Origin of the sequence: Kitasatospora sp. NPDC056783 (genome assembly GCF_042789895.1) — a bacterium.
GTDB lineage: Bacteria > Actinomycetota > Actinomycetes > Streptomycetales > Streptomycetaceae > Kitasatospora.
Window position 1 is genome coordinate 37,695 of the sequence record NZ_JBHUAF010000012.1, and the last position, 14,366, is coordinate 52,060.

The 14,366-nt window shown below is 72.8% G+C and carries 15 protein-coding genes; 13 read left to right on the forward strand and 2 right to left on the reverse strand.

What is annotated here, in order from left to right; all coding sequences use genetic code 11:
- The first annotated feature begins 14 nt into the window (after window positions 1–14).
- The 5 genes from ACFRMQ_RS04060 to ACFRMQ_RS04080 all read left to right on the forward strand — a co-directional run bounded on the left by ACFRMQ_RS04060 (window position 15) and on the right by ACFRMQ_RS04080 (window position 4,785).
- Window positions 15–1,043, forward strand: coding sequence for an NrtA/SsuA/CpmA family ABC transporter substrate-binding protein (locus tag ACFRMQ_RS04060; protein ID WP_380726647.1), 1,029 nt, complete (start codon window positions 15–17; stop codon window positions 1,041–1,043).
- On the forward strand, window positions 1,040–1,906 hold the full coding sequence (locus tag ACFRMQ_RS04065; protein WP_380726649.1) for an ABC transporter permease: 867 nt from the start codon (window positions 1,040–1,042) through the stop codon (window positions 1,904–1,906). Before ACFRMQ_RS04060 ends, ACFRMQ_RS04065 begins: the two co-directional genes overlap by 4 nt.
- Window positions 1,903–2,652, forward strand: a complete 750-nt coding sequence (locus ACFRMQ_RS04070; RefSeq protein WP_380726651.1) for an ABC transporter ATP-binding protein — start codon at window positions 1,903–1,905, stop codon at window positions 2,650–2,652. Before ACFRMQ_RS04065 ends, ACFRMQ_RS04070 begins: the two co-directional genes overlap by 4 nt.
- 141 nt (window positions 2,653–2,793) lie before the next feature.
- On the forward strand, window positions 2,794–3,699 hold the full coding sequence (locus ACFRMQ_RS04075) for an ABC transporter substrate-binding protein (RefSeq protein ID WP_380726653.1): 906 nt from the start codon (window positions 2,794–2,796) through the stop codon (window positions 3,697–3,699).
- 3 nt (window positions 3,700–3,702) lie between these two features.
- A complete protein-coding gene (locus tag ACFRMQ_RS04080; protein ID WP_380726655.1) occupies window positions 3,703–4,785 on the forward strand; it encodes an LLM class flavin-dependent oxidoreductase in 1,083 nt (360 codons plus the stop codon).
- Between the two features lie 185 nt (window positions 4,786–4,970).
- Here ACFRMQ_RS04080 and ACFRMQ_RS04085 read toward each other — a convergent pair whose 3' ends face one another.
- Window positions 4,971–5,963 (reverse strand): aldo/keto reductase, encoded by a 993-nt coding sequence (locus tag ACFRMQ_RS04085; protein WP_380726657.1) that lies wholly within the window; start codon window positions 5,961–5,963, stop codon window positions 4,971–4,973.
- Between the two features lie 510 nt (window positions 5,964–6,473).
- On the opposite strand from ACFRMQ_RS04085, the gene ACFRMQ_RS04090 reads away from it, so the two are divergent.
- The 6 genes from ACFRMQ_RS04090 to ACFRMQ_RS04115 all read left to right on the forward strand — a co-directional run bounded on the left by ACFRMQ_RS04090 (window position 6,474) and on the right by ACFRMQ_RS04115 (window position 11,196).
- Window positions 6,474–7,493: an LLM class flavin-dependent oxidoreductase gene (locus ACFRMQ_RS04090; protein ID WP_380726659.1), complete on the forward strand. Its 1,020-nt coding sequence runs from the start codon at window positions 6,474–6,476 to the stop codon at window positions 7,491–7,493.
- 306 nt (window positions 7,494–7,799) lie between these two features.
- Window positions 7,800–8,366 (forward strand): TetR/AcrR family transcriptional regulator, encoded by a 567-nt coding sequence (locus tag ACFRMQ_RS04095; protein WP_380726661.1) that lies wholly within the window; start codon window positions 7,800–7,802, stop codon window positions 8,364–8,366.
- 94 nt (window positions 8,367–8,460) lie between these two features.
- Window positions 8,461–9,084: a DUF4865 family protein gene (locus tag ACFRMQ_RS04100; protein WP_380726663.1), complete on the forward strand. Its 624-nt coding sequence runs from the start codon at window positions 8,461–8,463 to the stop codon at window positions 9,082–9,084.
- Window positions 9,085–9,101: 17 nt separating this feature from the next.
- Window positions 9,102–9,647 carry a carboxymuconolactone decarboxylase family protein gene (locus ACFRMQ_RS04105; protein WP_380726665.1) on the forward strand — a complete coding sequence of 182 codons (546 nt, stop codon included), beginning with the start codon at window positions 9,102–9,104 and terminating at the stop codon, window positions 9,645–9,647.
- Complete coding sequence (locus ACFRMQ_RS04110; RefSeq protein WP_380726667.1) at window positions 9,644–10,624, forward strand: phosphotriesterase; 981 nt, start codon at window positions 9,644–9,646, stop codon at window positions 10,622–10,624. Before ACFRMQ_RS04105 ends, ACFRMQ_RS04110 begins: the two co-directional genes overlap by 4 nt.
- 71 nt (window positions 10,625–10,695) lie before the next feature.
- Window positions 10,696–11,196, forward strand: a complete 501-nt coding sequence (locus ACFRMQ_RS04115) for a GNAT family N-acetyltransferase (protein ID WP_380726669.1) — start codon at window positions 10,696–10,698, stop codon at window positions 11,194–11,196.
- A gap of 127 nt (window positions 11,197–11,323) precedes the next feature.
- Here the strand turns inward: ACFRMQ_RS04115 and ACFRMQ_RS04120 are convergent, their stop codons facing one another.
- Window positions 11,324–12,088, reverse strand: coding sequence for an SDR family NAD(P)-dependent oxidoreductase (locus tag ACFRMQ_RS04120; protein ID WP_380726671.1), 765 nt, complete (start codon window positions 12,086–12,088; stop codon window positions 11,324–11,326).
- Between the two features lie 137 nt (window positions 12,089–12,225).
- On the opposite strand from ACFRMQ_RS04120, the gene ACFRMQ_RS04125 reads away from it, so the two are divergent.
- Together ACFRMQ_RS04125 and ACFRMQ_RS04130 are read left to right on the forward strand one after the other, a co-directional pair.
- On the forward strand, window positions 12,226–12,846 hold the full coding sequence (locus ACFRMQ_RS04125) for a TetR family transcriptional regulator (RefSeq protein ID WP_380726673.1): 621 nt from the start codon (window positions 12,226–12,228) through the stop codon (window positions 12,844–12,846).
- 288 nt (window positions 12,847–13,134) lie between these two features.
- Entirely contained in the window at window positions 13,135–14,277 is a 1,143-nt protein-coding gene (locus tag ACFRMQ_RS04130; protein WP_380726675.1) for an alpha/beta hydrolase, read from the forward strand.
- Window positions 14,278–14,366: the final 89 nt, after the last annotated feature.

A 14,366-nucleotide genomic window follows, 5' to 3' on the forward strand; every position in this document is an offset into this window, starting at 1 on the left:
GCTTGGAGATTCCCGTGAAGACCCCCCGCCTCGCCGTCGCCGCCACCGCGCTGCTCGCCTCCACCGCCCTGGCCGCCTGCGGCTCGTCCGCCGACGGGGCCAAGGCCTCCGCCGACGGCGGGGCCGGCGGCAAGGCCGATGTGGTGCTCCGCCTGCCCGACCCGGGCAACAACGGATTCCTCGCCCGTGGCAAGAAGGACGGTTCGCTGGACCGCGCCCTGGCCGCCGTGCACGCCAAGGTCGCCTGGACCGGCAGCGCCGGCCCCTTCGCCCCCGCTGCCCAGGCCCTCTCCGCCGACCAGCTGGACGTCGCCCTGGGCTCGATCACCTCGGCCGTCGCCGCGCTCTCCCAGAAGCCCGGCTTCAAGCTGTTCGCCCAGACCGCGCCCGACGGTGTCGGCGAGGGCATCCTGGTGAAGAACGACTCACCCATCAAGTCCGTCCAGGACCTCGTCGGCCGCAAGGTCGCCGTCTCCCAGGGCGGCACCAGCGAGTACCTGCTGCTCAAGGCGCTGGCGAAGAACGGCGTCCCGGCCGACAAGGTGGAGCGGGTCTACCTGCGCGCCGACCAGACCTCCGGCGTCTTCAACTCCGGACAGGTGGACGCCTGGGCGACCTGGAACACCTTCTCCACGCCCGCCATCGCCAACGCCGGCGCGCACTTCCTGGTCAACGGCCAGGAGGTGGGCTCCGACAACTACGCAGTCTGGGCCGTGCGCAACGGCTTCGCCGACAAGCACCCCGAGGTGGTCAAGGCGTTCTACACCTACCTGCGGGAGAACGGCCAGAAGGAGAAGGCCGACCCGGCCGCCTACCTCAACGTCTTCACCGACGCGGGCCCGACCGCCGTCACCCCCGCGGAGAAGGACCTCGCGGTGAACGTCAGCCGGCAGGGCGCCCCGGCCGACGCCATCTCCGACGCCGACACCGCCCGCTTCGGGACGGTCGCCCAGTTCTTCGCCGACCAGAAGGTCACCAAGCAGCTGGTGGACGTCAAGCCGTACCTGATCGACATCGACAAGCTCGGGAACGGTGCCAAGTGACTGCCACCGCCGTGAAGTTCACGCCCGAAGAAACCCGGACCGCGGTGGAGGCCGGACTGGTCGCCCCGCGGACCCGGCGGCACCGGCCCCGCCCCCGCGCGCTCGCCGTGACCCTGCGCACCATCGGCCCGCTCGCCCTCCTCGGCGGCTGGGCGCTGGCCTCCGCCACCGGCGCGCTCACCGAGGACGTGCTCGCCTCACCCGCCCAGGTCGCCCAGGCGGTGGGGGAGTTGTGGGGCAACGGCCAGCTGGCCGACGCCCTGTCCGTCTCGCTCACCCGAGCCGGTCTCGGCCTGTTCTTCGGCGCCGCCACCGGTCTGGTGCTCGGTGTGGTCACCGGATTCACCCGCCTCGGTGAGGAGTTGCTCGACTCCGCCATCCAGGTCCTGCGGACCGTGCCGTTCCTGGCCCTGGTCCCGTTGTTCATGGTCTGGTTCGGCATCACCGAGACCGCGAAGGTCGCCCTGATCGGAGTCGCCACCAGCTTCCCGATGTATGTGTCCGCCTCGGGCGGGGTCCGCAGCACCGACCGGAAACTGGTCGAGGCGATGCGCAGCTTCGGCCTCGGCCGCTGGGCGATCGTGCGCACCGTCGTGCTGCCCGGCGCGCTGCCCTCACTGCTGTCCGGACTGCGCCTGTCGATGACGCTCAGCGTGATCGCCCTGATCGCCGCCGAGGAGATCAACTCCACCGAGGGAATCGGCTACTTGATGGCCCAGGCGCAGAACTACTCGCGCACCGACGTCCTCGCCGTCTGCATCCTGATCTACGGACTGCTCGGTCTCGCCGCCGACGGCATCGTCCGAGTCCTGGAGCGCGTGCTGATGCCGTGGCGCCAGGCAGTCCAGGGAGGGGCCCGATGACCGCCGGAACGTCCGCCACCGCCACGCTGCCGCCCTCGGCTCCGGGGGAAGCGCTCCCGGCCGTCCACCTGCGCGGTCTGCGCCGGGTGTTCGGCACCCGGGCCGTGCTCGACGGCGTCGACCTGTCCATCGCCCGCGGCGAGTTCGTCGCCCTGCTGGGCGCCAGCGGCACCGGCAAGACCACGCTGCTGCGCATCCTCGGCGCCCTCGACCAGGCCGACGAGGGCACCGTGCTCGTCCCGCCGGTCCGCACCGTGGTGTTCCAGGAGCCCCGGCTGGTGCCGTCCAAGCGAGTGCTGGCCAACGTCACGGTCGGCCTGCCGCGCGGCGCGGCGACCCGGGAGACCGGGCTGAAGGCGCTCGCCGAGGTCGGTCTGGAACGGCACGCCGAGGCCTGGCCGGCCACCCTCTCGGGCGGCGAGGCGCAGCGAGTCGCGCTCGCCAGGGCGCTCGTCCGGGAGCCGCAACTGCTCCTGCTCGACGAGCCGTTCGCCGCGCTGGACGCGCTCACCCGGCTGCGCATGCAGGACCTGGTCGGCGACCTGGTGCGCCGCCACCGTCCGGCGGTGCTGTTGGTCACCCATGACGTGGACGAGGCCGTACGGCTCGCCGACCGGGTCGTGGTGCTGCGTGACGGCCTGGTCGCCCGGGACGAGGTCGTCACCGTCGACCGCCCGCGCGATCCGGCCGATCCGGCCTTCGCCGAGCTGCGGCGCCGACTGCTCTCCGATCTCGGCGTCCACTGACCCCGAGCACTCCGACGTTCCCGGCTTCTCCCGGCGTCCCTCGTCGTTCCCCGCCCTCCACTGACCCGGCTCGCCCCAGGCCTTCCCGGCCGACCTCCCCGACTTCCGACAAATCGATTTCCCACCACCGGAGTTGACCAGATGACCGTCACCCTCGGCGTCCACGCCAGCAACCCCTCGCTCTACTACCTCGCCCGACTCCCGTACCTGGACGAGGAGCTGGCCCCGCTCGGCGAGACCGGCGCCTTCCACCACTACGCCGACGGAACCCGCACCGGCACGCTGCTCGCCGAGGGCGTCATCGACTTCGGCGGCACCGGTTCGACTCCGCCGATCACCGCCCAGGCGGCCGGTCACGACCTCGTCTACGCGGCGGTCTCCGCGCCCCGCCCGGACCACGGCGCCCTGCTGGTCCTGGGCTCCGGCCCGGTGCGGACGGTCGCGGACCTCAAGGGCGCGACCGTCGTCCTCTCCGTCGGCTCCTGGCAGACCCACCTGCTCGCCAAGGCCCTGCACGCCCAGGGACTTTCCTACGGCGATGACGTCACCCCGGCGCGTCCCGGGGCCGGTGAGGACCAGGCGCAGCGGTTGCGCGACGGTGAGATCGCCGGCTGGATCGCCCAGGGTGCCGAACTCGCCGCCGCCCGCCGCGGCGGGGAGTTCCGCGAACTGATCCGCACGGGTGACGTCATCACCGACCGCTCGGTGTTCTTCACCCGCCGGGACTTCGCGACCGATCGCCCCGAGGTGGTCGCCGCGATCGCCACCGCGCTGCGCCGCGCGGACGCCTGGGTGGCCGCCCACCCGGCCGAGGCCGCCTCGATCGCCGCGGAGGAGCTGGGCGGCGCGGCGGAGGACTGGCAGTCCGCGCTGGTCGCGCTGCCCTGGCAACTGGAGCCCGCCACGGCCGGGTTCGTCGCCGAGCAGCAGGAGGCGGCGGACATCTTCCACGGTGTGGGTTTCATCGACCGGTCGCTGACCGTCGCCGACGCCCACCTCCCGGCCCTGGAGGCCCCGGTGGCCGCCGCGCTCGCGAAGGCGGTCTGACCCGTGGCCTCCGAAGTCCTCTGGTACCTCATCCCGCGCGAAGGCCACTACCCCTGGGAACCGGCCGGGCGCCGACCGGTCGACCTCCGCTATCTCCAGCAACTGGCGGGCAGCGTCGAGCGCTTGGGTTACACCGGCGCACTGCTCGCGACCGACCTGTACGACGTCTGGACGCTCGGCAGCGCGCTGGCGGCCGCCACCACCCCGGCCTTCAAACCACTGCTGGCCGTCCACCCGGGGCTGGTCTCGCCCACCCTGCTCGCCAAGATGGCGCTCAGCTTCGACCACCTGCACGGCGGCCGGCTGCGCTTCAACGTGGTGAACGGATCGACCGCGCAGCTGCGCGAGTACGGCCTGGACGTCGAGCACGACGACCGCTACCGGCTCAGTGCCGAGTACTGGTCGATCGTCAAGCGGCTGACCGCAGGCGAAGTCTTCGACCACAAGGGCGAGTTCTACGAGCTGACGAACGCGGGCGCGAGCCTGCGCGAGCTCACTCCGGTGCAGCCCGGCGGCATCCCGCTCTGGTTCGGCGGCAGCTCGGCGGCCGGCATCGAGATGGCGGCCCAGCATGTGGACGTCTACCTGACCTGGGGCGAGCCGCCGCACCTGCTCAAGGAGAAGCTGGACCTGGTCCGCGAGCGCGCCGCCGCCCACGGCCGGGCCCTGCGGATCGGGCTGCGGCTGCACCTGATCGTCCGCGACACCGAGGACGAGGCGTGGGTGGCCGCCGACCGACTGCTGGACGTCACCAGCGAGGCCACCTACGCGCGGCAGCTGGGCGAGGCGAAGGGCGAGGACGGGGTCGGCTGGCAGCGGCAGTTCCGTCAGCACGGCGGCAAGGTGCCGGCGCGGGCCCGGGAACTGGAGGCCTACCCCAACCTCTGGCCGGGGATGAGCCTGTTCCGCCCCGGGCCGGGAACGGCGGTGGTCGGCTCGACCGCCCAGGTGGTCGAGCGTTTGCAGGAGTTCGAGGAGCTGGGCGTCGACACCTTCATCCTCTCGGGCAATCCACTGCTGGAGGAGGCCCACCGGGTTGCAGAAACGGTTCTGCCCGCCCTGGGCGTCAAGCCGGCCGGCCGATGAGCGGCTGACAAGCAACGGGTGACGGGCAACGGGTGACAGATGACAGCTGACAGATTTCGAAATCTGTCAGCTGTCATCTGTCACCTGCCGGTTCCGCCCTCCGGCTGCCAATGACCAGCCGTCATCCGGCGACCGCCGTTCGTCGACCGTCGTCCGCCGACCGTCATCCGCCGGCCATCGCTCCCTCAGCGGCTCGACCGGTCGATCTCCGCCAGCTCCTCCGCCGTCAGCGGCCCGCCGGCCAGCGCGTCGAGGTTCTGGTCCAGCTGCGCCACACTGCTCGCGCCGATGATCACCGAGACCACCCGCGGGTCCCGCAGCACCCAGCACAGCGCCAGCTGCGCCAGCGTCTGCCCGCGTCCTTCGGCGACCTTGTTCAGCGCCCGCAGCTGCTCCAGCTTCGCATCGGTCAGCGCCTCCTCGGTGAGGGACGTCCCGGCCGACATCCGCGAGCCCGCCGGCACCTCACCGGACAGGTAGCGGTCGGTCAACAGTCCCTGCGCCAGCGGCGAGTAGGAGATCAGGCTGGTGTCGGTGTCGCCCACCGCGTCCAGCACACCGGCGTCCTCCACGTACCGGTTGAGGATCGAGTACGCCGACTGGTTCATCAGCACCGGCGTCCCCAGTTGGCGCAGGATGGCGACCGCCTCCCGGTGCTGCTCCGCCGGGTAGTTGGAGATCGAGGCGTACAGCGCCTTGCCCGAGCGAACCGCGTGGTCCAGGGCCCCCATCGTCTCCTCGATCGGGGTCTCCGGGTCGTACCGGTGCGAGTAGAAGACATCGACGTAGTCCAGCCCCGTCCGCTCCAGCGACTGGTCGAGGCTGGCCAGCAGGTACTTGCGGCTGCTGCCGTCGCCGTACGGGCCGGGCCACATGTCCCAGCCGGCCTTGGTGGCGATGAAGAGCTCGTCCCGGTACGGCCGGAAGTCCTGGGCGAACAGGTAGCCGAAGTTGCGCTCGGCGCTGCCGTAGGGCGGGCCGTAGTTGTTCGCCAGGTCGAAGTGGGTGACGCCGCGGTCGAAGGCCCGGCGCAGCACCGCCCGCTGCACCTCCAGCGGCTGGGCGTCGCCGAAGTTGTGCCAGAGCCCGAGCGAGACGGCGGGCAGTCGGACTCCGCTGCGGCCGGCCTTCCGGTAGGTCATCGAGTCGTAGCGGTCACCCGCGGCGAGGTAGGTCATGCCGGACATCCTGCCAGCCGGGCTCCGCGGATCCACCCTTGCCCCGCTTCCGGCCGGTGCCTATGCTGCGGAGGATCGTGTGCGTGCGGGGCGAAGGGGGAGGCGAGATGGCAGTCCGGACCGTGGCCGCCGACGTGGCCCGCTGTTGTTGTCGCCGCCACCGCAGCACCGAACGCTGACGCCGCCGCGCCACCTGCCGCCCGCCTGATCGGCCGGATGCCCGACCGGTCCGCCGCTCGCCCGCTCCACCGTCGGATCGGCTCACCGCCGGACCGGCCCGTTCGACCGGGACGCCGGCCGACCGTCAGCGATTCCCCCGGTGCCGTCCGCGAGGCCGCAGCGCCGGATCACCGTCCCGGCTTCCTGCGCCCCGCGCACGGCTCTCCGGACTCTTCCCGAGCCCTCCAGCCCGGCCAGGGGCCCCGCCAGGCCCGTCAGCTCCGCCAGCGTCCGACCCGAGCCCCGTCCGAGCCCCGTCCGAGCCCCGTCAGAGCCCCCAAGGAGACCGTCGTGCGGTTCACCGTCTCGTCCCTCGTCGCCAACGCGCCCGATCCGGTCACCGGCGTTCGGCGCACCCCGCAGCAGAAGCTCCACAGCGTCATCGAACAGGCCGTCCTCGCCGAGCGGCTCGGTTACGACGGCTACGGCGTGGGGGAGCGGCACGGCGAGCCCTTCCTCTCTCCGGCGCCGCCCGTGCTGTTGAGCGCCATCGCCGCCCGCACCTCCAGCATCCGGCTGTTCACCACCGTGACGGTGCTCAGCATCCTCGACCCGGTCAGGGTCGCCGAGGACTACGCGATGCTGGACCAACTCTCCGGAGGTCGCCTTGAATTGATCGTCGGCAAGGGAAACGACCCGCGCCACTTCGGACTGTTCGGCCTCCCGGAGGAGCGTCAGTGGGAGGCGCTCGCCGAGAACTACGGTCTGCTGCGCAGGCTTTGGCGTGAGGAGAAGGTCACCTGGGAGGGCTCGACCCGCCCGCCGCTCCGGGACGCCACCGTCTCGCCACGCCCGCTCCAGGACCCGGTCCCGGTGTGGCACGGCAGCGCGACCAGTACGTGGTCCACCGACCTCGCCGCCCGCCACGGCGACCCGCTCTTCTCCGCCAACGCTTTCCATCCGCTGGAGAAGTACCGGGCGCTGGTCGAGCACTACCGCGAGCGCTGGGAGCACTACGGGCACGACCCGAAGCTGGCCAAGGTGGGCGCGGGTTTCGGCGGACTGTACGTCGCCAAGCGCTCGCAGGACGCCGTCGAGGGCTTCCGCCCGTACTGGAACGCCCTGTTCGACTCGGCCGCCGGCCGGCACAACAACTCGCCGTTCGCGTCGTTGGAGGACGCGCTGGAGCACGGCTCGGCGTTGGTCGGGAGCCCGCAGCAGGTGATCGAGAAGATCCATCGCTACCACGAGGCCTTCGGCAACGAGGTGGTCGGCATCGGGGTGGACGGGCTCACGGAGGGGGCGCAGCGCGAGCAGCTGGAGCTGTTCGCCGACGAGGTCGCCCCGGAGATCCGTCGCGCGCTGCCGTAGCGGCCCGTGGCCGCCGGCGGTCGCCCGGGGCGTCGCGCGGTCGCCCGAAGCCGCCGCCCGCCCGCGCAGTGCGCCGTGCACCCCTACGCGGCGTGACGCCCGCCACCGTCCGTGACGTGACGCGCGCCACCGGGTGCGCCGGAATGCCGTTCGGCGGTGCGGGGGATGACGAACGGTCGAGGGGCCGTGGCCGCCGGGGGGCGGCGCACGGTCCTCGGCCGTTCCGGTCGGCGGGGAGGAGGCCGCGGAGGCCGGCGCGGAAGCCGAACTGGCTCACTGTACCTACTGGTATGTACAGTGATCCGCATGAGCACCCAGGACCGCCTCATCGAGAGCACCCAGGCCCTCCTCTGGGAGCGCGGCTACGTCGGCACCAGCCCCAAGGCCATCCAGCAGCGCTCCGGGGTGGGCCAGGGCAGCATGTACCACCACTTCACCGGTAAGCCGGACCTCGCCGCCACCGCCCTGCGCCGCAGCGCCGAGCAGATGAGGGGCGTGGCCGAGGCCGACCTCGCCGCCCCCGGCACCGCCCACGACCGGATCGCCGCCTACCTCCGGCGCGACCGGGACGTGCTGCGCGGCTGCCGGATCGGCCGGATGGCCCAGGACCCGGACGTGGTCGCCGACCCGCACCTGCGCGCGCCGGTCGAGGAGACCTTCGACTGGCTGCGCGGCCGGATCGCCGAACTGATCACCGAGGGTCAGGGGGACGGCGAGTTCGCCCCGGGCCTCGACCCCGCCGACACCGCCGCCGCCGTGGTGGCGGTCGTCCAGGGCGGGTACGTGCTGGCCCGCGCCGCCGACAGCGCCGAGCCGTTCGACCAGGCGGTCCGTGGCGCCCTCGGCCTGCTCGCGGCACACCGCACGTCCTGACTCGCGCCGCACGTCCTGACCCGCGCCGCGCGTCCTGACCGGCGTCGCACGTCCTGACCCGCGTCCCGCCCCGTCGAACCCGAGGAGCCTCACCGTGCACGCCATGCAGTACGAGATCACCCTCCCCGCCGACTACGACATGGGCATCATCCGCAAGCGCGTCGCCGACAAGGGCCACCTGCTCGACGCGTACCCGGGCCTCGGCCTCAAGGCCTACCTGGTCCGCGAGCGCGGCCTGGACGGGTCGTCCGTCAACCAGTACGCGCCGTTCTACCTCTGGCACACCGCGGAAGGCATGAACGGCTTCCTCTGGGGTCCGGGCTTCCGCGCCCTGAGCGCCGACTTCGGCCGCCCCGCCGTCCGTCACTGGCTCGGCGCGGGCCTGGCCCACGGCACGGGGGTGGCAGGCACCAAGGCGGCGGGCGCGGAGCCGGCGACGGGGGAGCCGGCCGCGCCCCCGACCACCGCCACCCGCGAGACCGTACGGCTGTCGGAATCCGCCGACCCGGCCGAGGCCGTCGAGCGGGCACTGGCCGGACTTCCCGCGCACCCCGCCCTGCACACCGCCGCCGTGGCCGTGGACCCGAGCCGCTGGGAACTGGTCCGCTTCGCCCTCTGGCACGGCCCGGCCCCGGAGGAGGCGCCCGGAGTTCGGTACCGGGTGCTGCACCTGTCCCGTCCCGAACTCGACCGGCTGCCGGCCGGCCGCCACTGGTGAGAGGCCCGACCGCCCCGATGACTTCCGCTCCGCCGGTTCCCGCCCCCGATCGCACCGACCTCACCCGGGCCCCCTTCGACCGCGCGGCAGGCTACGCCCTGCTCACCGACCTCGCCGGGCCGGACGCCGCCGCCTCCCTCGGCGGGCTCGACGCCCTCGCTCCCGGCTTCCCCGACTGGATCGTCACCAGTCTGTTCGGCGGCAGCTACCAGCGCCCCGGCCTCGCCCTGCGCGACCGCCAGATCGCCAACCTGGCGGCCCTCACCGCCCTCGGCGGCGTCGAGCCCCAGCTCGCCGACCACGTCCGGTACAGCCGGCGGATCGGCATGACGGAGTCGGAGATCGTCGAGGTGATCGTCCACCTCGCCCCGTACGTCGGCGTCCCCAAGGCCCTGGCCGGTCTGCGCGTCGCCACCGCCACCTTCACCGAGCCGGGCGCTCCCGCCGACACCGTCAACAGCACCGGCACCGCCAACAGCACCGCCGGCGCGGCCGAGACCACCGGCACCGCCGACAGCACCGGCACGGCCGAGACCGCCGGCACCGCCGAGGCCGGGGAATGAGTCGCACGGTCCGTACCGTCCTCGGCGACCTCGACCCCGCCGACCTCGGCGTCACCGACTCCCACGACCACCTGTTCATCCGCAGCCCGCTGCTCCCCGGCCAGGAGCTGGACGACCCGCGGGCCGCCGAGGACGTCCTGCGGGCCTATGCCGCCGCCGGTGGCCGAACCCTCGTCCAGTGGACCCCGTTCGGCCTGGGCCGGGGCGCGGACTCCCTCGCCGGGCTCTCCCGGGCGACCGGTGTCCACATCGTCGCCGCGACCGGCGCGCACCAGGCGGCCCACTACCCACCGGGCCGCTTCCCCGAGCCCGCCACCGCCCCGACCGGGCACCCCGTCCCGACCGGGCACCCGGACCCGACGGAGCGCCCGAACCCGTACGCCGACCTCGCCGAACGCTTCGTCACCGAACTCACCGTCGGCCTGCCGGGCGCGCCCGAGGGCGTCCGGGCCGGTTTGATCAAGGTCGCGGCCGACGCCGGGCCCGAGAGCCGGCACACCCGCCGGGTGCTGGCGGCGGCCGCGGAGGCGCACCACGCCACCGGCGCGCCGATCGCCGTCCACCTCGAAGCCGCAGGCGATCCGCACGCCGTCCTGCGCCGGCTCCACGGCCGGCACGGCGTCCGGCCCGACCGGATCATCCTCGGGCACCTCACCCGGCTGTCCGACCCCGCGTCCCACCGGGCCCTCGCGGCCGAGGGCGTCCACGTCGCCCTGGACAGCCCCTCCCGAGCCGGGCACCCCACCGACCACCAGGCCTTCGAGGTCATCGCCGACCTGGTCGAGGCAGGCCATGCCACCCGGCTGCTCCTCGGCGCCGACACCACCACCCGAACCGCCCGCGAGGGCGGCGGCCCGGTCCGCCTGCTCACCGACCTCGCCCCGCGCCTCGCCCGCAGCCACGGCCCCGAACTGCCCGAGCTGCTCTTCACCACCAACCCGGCCACCGCCTTCGCCGCCGACTGGCGCACGCCCTGAGGCACTTCCGGGACCGGACGACCCCGCCGCGCGGGGAAACGGACTGACGGCCGCCGGTCGCGCCCGTTACGGTGCCGGACACGGCCGCACTGACGCTCCGAACCCTCACGGCCGCCGACTGGCCGCTCTGGCGGGATCTCCGCCTCGCCGCCCTGTCCGAGGCGCCGGACGCCTTCAAGACAGGGCTCGCCGACTGGAACCACGGCGGCGAGGACCGCTGGCGGGCCCGGCTGCTTCGTCCGGACGCCCACCACGTCGCCGCCTTCCTGGGCGGCAGCCCGGTCGGCCTCGTCGGCTGCCTGCCCGGATCGCCGGACGGCGTAAGGGAGTTGCGGTCGCTCTGGGTCACCCCGCAGGTGCGCGGTCGAGGTGTCGCCGACCGTCTCATCGAGGAGGTCGAACGCTGGGGCCGGGCAGTCGGCGGTACCACGCTGCGCCTCGCCGTGCTCCCCGGCAACGAGGCGGCGCTCGCGCTCTACCGCCGCCACGGCTTCGTCCCGCTCGCGGAGCCCGGCGCGTTGCTCGCCGACGGCGTCACTCGCGAACTCTTCCTGGTGAAGCCCCTGCGATGACCGCCGCGGTCCCCGATGCCCTGGCCCGCGGCGGTGCCCGGAACCCCACCGTGCCGTTGACGCGCGACGGCGGGGCCTGTGCCGTACGGGGGATGGCACAGGCCCCGCCGTCGACCGGACCGGCGGGTCACATGTGGGTGCCGCCGTCTATGCGGAGCTCGGTGCCGGTGACGAAGGCGCCGTCGTCGGACGCGAGCATGGCGATCACGCCGGCCACCGTCTCCGGGCCCGCGAAACCCTGGCCCAGAGCGGGGGAGAGCTTGGCCAGCAGGCTGAAGTCGGCGTCGGCGGGCAGGCCCGGATCGTGGGTCATGCCGCTGTCGATGCTGCCCGGCGCGACGCACACCGCGCGCAGGCCCTGCTTCGAGTACTCCGAGGCGATGGCGTGGGTGAAGGACTGGATGCCGCCCTTGGTCGCGGCGTACGCGGCCATGTAGGGGTGGGCGAAACTCGCGGACGTGGAGCTGAAGTTGACCACCACACCCGTGCCGCCGGCGAGCAGCGCGGGGAGCGCCTCGCGGGTCATCAGGAAGGTGCCGGTCAGGTTCACCGCGAGGAGCTTGTTCCAGAACTCCAGGGTGGTCTCGTGGGTGTGCGAGGAGCGGAGGATGCCGGCCGCGTTGACCAGTACGTCCAGGCCGCCCAGACCGGCGATCGCCTCGGCGACGCCCGCGACGACGGCCGCCTCGTCCGAGATGTCCAGGACCTGGATGGTCAGGCGGTCCGCGGTGCCCTCGGCGGTGGCGCGGTCCAGGGTCTTCTTCAGGCCGTCCTCGTTGACGTCGACGGCGACGACCTTTCCGCCCTCGGCGAGGATCCGGTGCACGGTGGCCTGGCCGATGCCCGAGCCGCCGCCGGTGATCAGGACGTTCCGTCCGCTGAAGCGCTCCATGGTGGTACTCCGTTCGTTCGTGGTCTCTCGACCTCGAAAGACACAGTACGCCCGAGTGGCACGTCGTGCCAAAAAGTCTTTTCATGCCACGTTGTCGCAATGTGCCGACATGGCGTCCGTCCGCGTAGGCTGGGCCCGTGACCGGACGCCCGACCCTGACCCAGCGCCGCCGCGAGGCCACGCGACTGGACATCGCCCGTGCCGCCGCCGCGCTCTTCGCCGAGCGCGGCACGGAGGCGACCACCGCGGAGGAGATCGCGCTCGCCGCGGGCATCTCGCTGCGCACCTTCTACCGGTACTTCTCCGTCAAGGAGGACGCCGTCGCCCCGCTGCTCGCGGCGGGTGGGCGGGAGTGGGTGGAACTGTTCGCGGCGAGTCCGCCGGACCTCCCGCTGCGGGACGCGCTGGAGCACGCGGCGGTCGCCTCGCTGACTCCGGCCGACGAGGCGCGGGTCGAGATGATGCGATGGGCCCGCGGCCTGCTGCGAGACCCGAAGCTGGGCCCCACCTGGCAGCGCGTCCACGCCGACTCGGAGGAGCGCCTGCGCGCCGCCCTCGCCGAGCGCTGCCCGGACGGCACCGATCCGGTGGAGATCAGGCTCGCGGCCGCCGCCGCGAGCACGGCGATCCGGGTGGCCCTGGAGCAGTGGGCCTCCTCCGGCGCCGCCCTCACCGGCCCGGGCTCCCCGCAGGACCTCGGCGCACGCTGCATGCGCGAGCTCACGGCGGGGCTGCGGCTCTGGGAGCGGGTGGGCTGAGCCGCCGAGAATCCTGAGTCGCCGACAATCCTGGGCAGCCGGCAGCCGGCAGCCGGCAGCCGGCAGCCGACAGGTTTCAGGTTTCAGACTTCAGATGACAACTTTCGAAATCTGTTATCTGAACGTTGCCACCCACCCGCCCCACTCCCCGTCACCTCCCAGCCGCGATCAGCTTCCTCCCAGCTGGCGCTAGGGTTGGTCCTCGCGCCCCGGCGGGGGAACCGGGGTGACCGCCCCGGATGTCCCCAGCGGAGGGGCTGGAGTTCGAGGTGTGGGAGCAAGCGGGACATGGGTCTGACGAGCCACAAAGTGCTGGCGCTGACCGTACTGATCGCGGTCGTGATGATGGGCGGCACGGTCTGGCTGTGGCCCAGACTCGCGAGGAAGACCTGGCAGGCGGTGCTCGGCCGGATCGGCGCGCTGCTCGCGACCCAGCTCACGGTGCTCGCCGCGCTCGGCCTGGTCGCGAACAACTACTTCGCGTTCTACAGCAGTTGGGACGACCTGCTGGGCATCGGCGACACCGGTCCGGTGGTGATCCACAACAAGGCGGACGCCTCCGGCCGCCTGATGGTGGAGACGATAGGCCAGGCTGCGGTCAAGGGCGGCGGCGCGATGGGGCGGGAGCCCAGCCAGTCCGGTGAGATCCGCAAGGTCCGGATCGACGGCGCGGTCAGCCGCCTGTCCACCGAGGGCTACGTCTACCTGCCCCCGCAGTACTTCCAGCCGGAGTACGCGCAGAAGCAGTTCCCGGCCGTGATCGTCAGCACCGGATTCCCAGGAATCGCCGAGAACCTGATCACCCGCTTCAACTACCCGGGGGCGGCGCTCAAGCTCCTCCAGGAGGGGCGGATGCAGCCGACCGTCATGGTCCTGATGCGGCCCTCGCCCGCGCTGCCGCAGGACACCGAGTGCGAGGACGTCCCCAACGGCCCGCAGTCCGACACCTACTTCACCAAGGACGTGCCCTCGGCCATCGAGGCCAGCTTCAGGGTCTCCGCCGACCCGCAGGCCTGGGCCTTCATGGGCAACTCGACCGGCGGCTACTGCGCGCTCAAGCTGGCCATGCGCCACCCGGACGTCTTCCCGACCGCCGTCGCCCTCTCCGCCTACTACGACGCCGCCGACGACCCGACCACGGGGGACCTGTTCGGTGGCAGCAAGCAGCGCCGCGACGAGGCCAACCTGATGTGGCGGCTGCAGAACCTGCCGCAGCCGAAGGTGTCCGTGCTGCTGGCCGGTACCAAGAAGGGCGACGGCAACTACCGCCAGGAGACCGAGTCCTTCGTCAACGCGGTGCAGAGCCCGATGAAGGTCTCGTACAGCATGCTGGAGAACGGCGGCCACAACTTCGAGACCTGGAGCGCCCTGCTGCCCTCCTCACTGGAGTGGCTGTCCCAGCACCTCAAGGTGCCCGGCCAGGCCGTCTGAGCGGGAGCCCTTCCGAAAAGCGGGAAGAGCGGACCGAACAGGCCGGCCGAGCCGGAACGGACCGGACCCCGGGAGCCACAGCCCCGGGG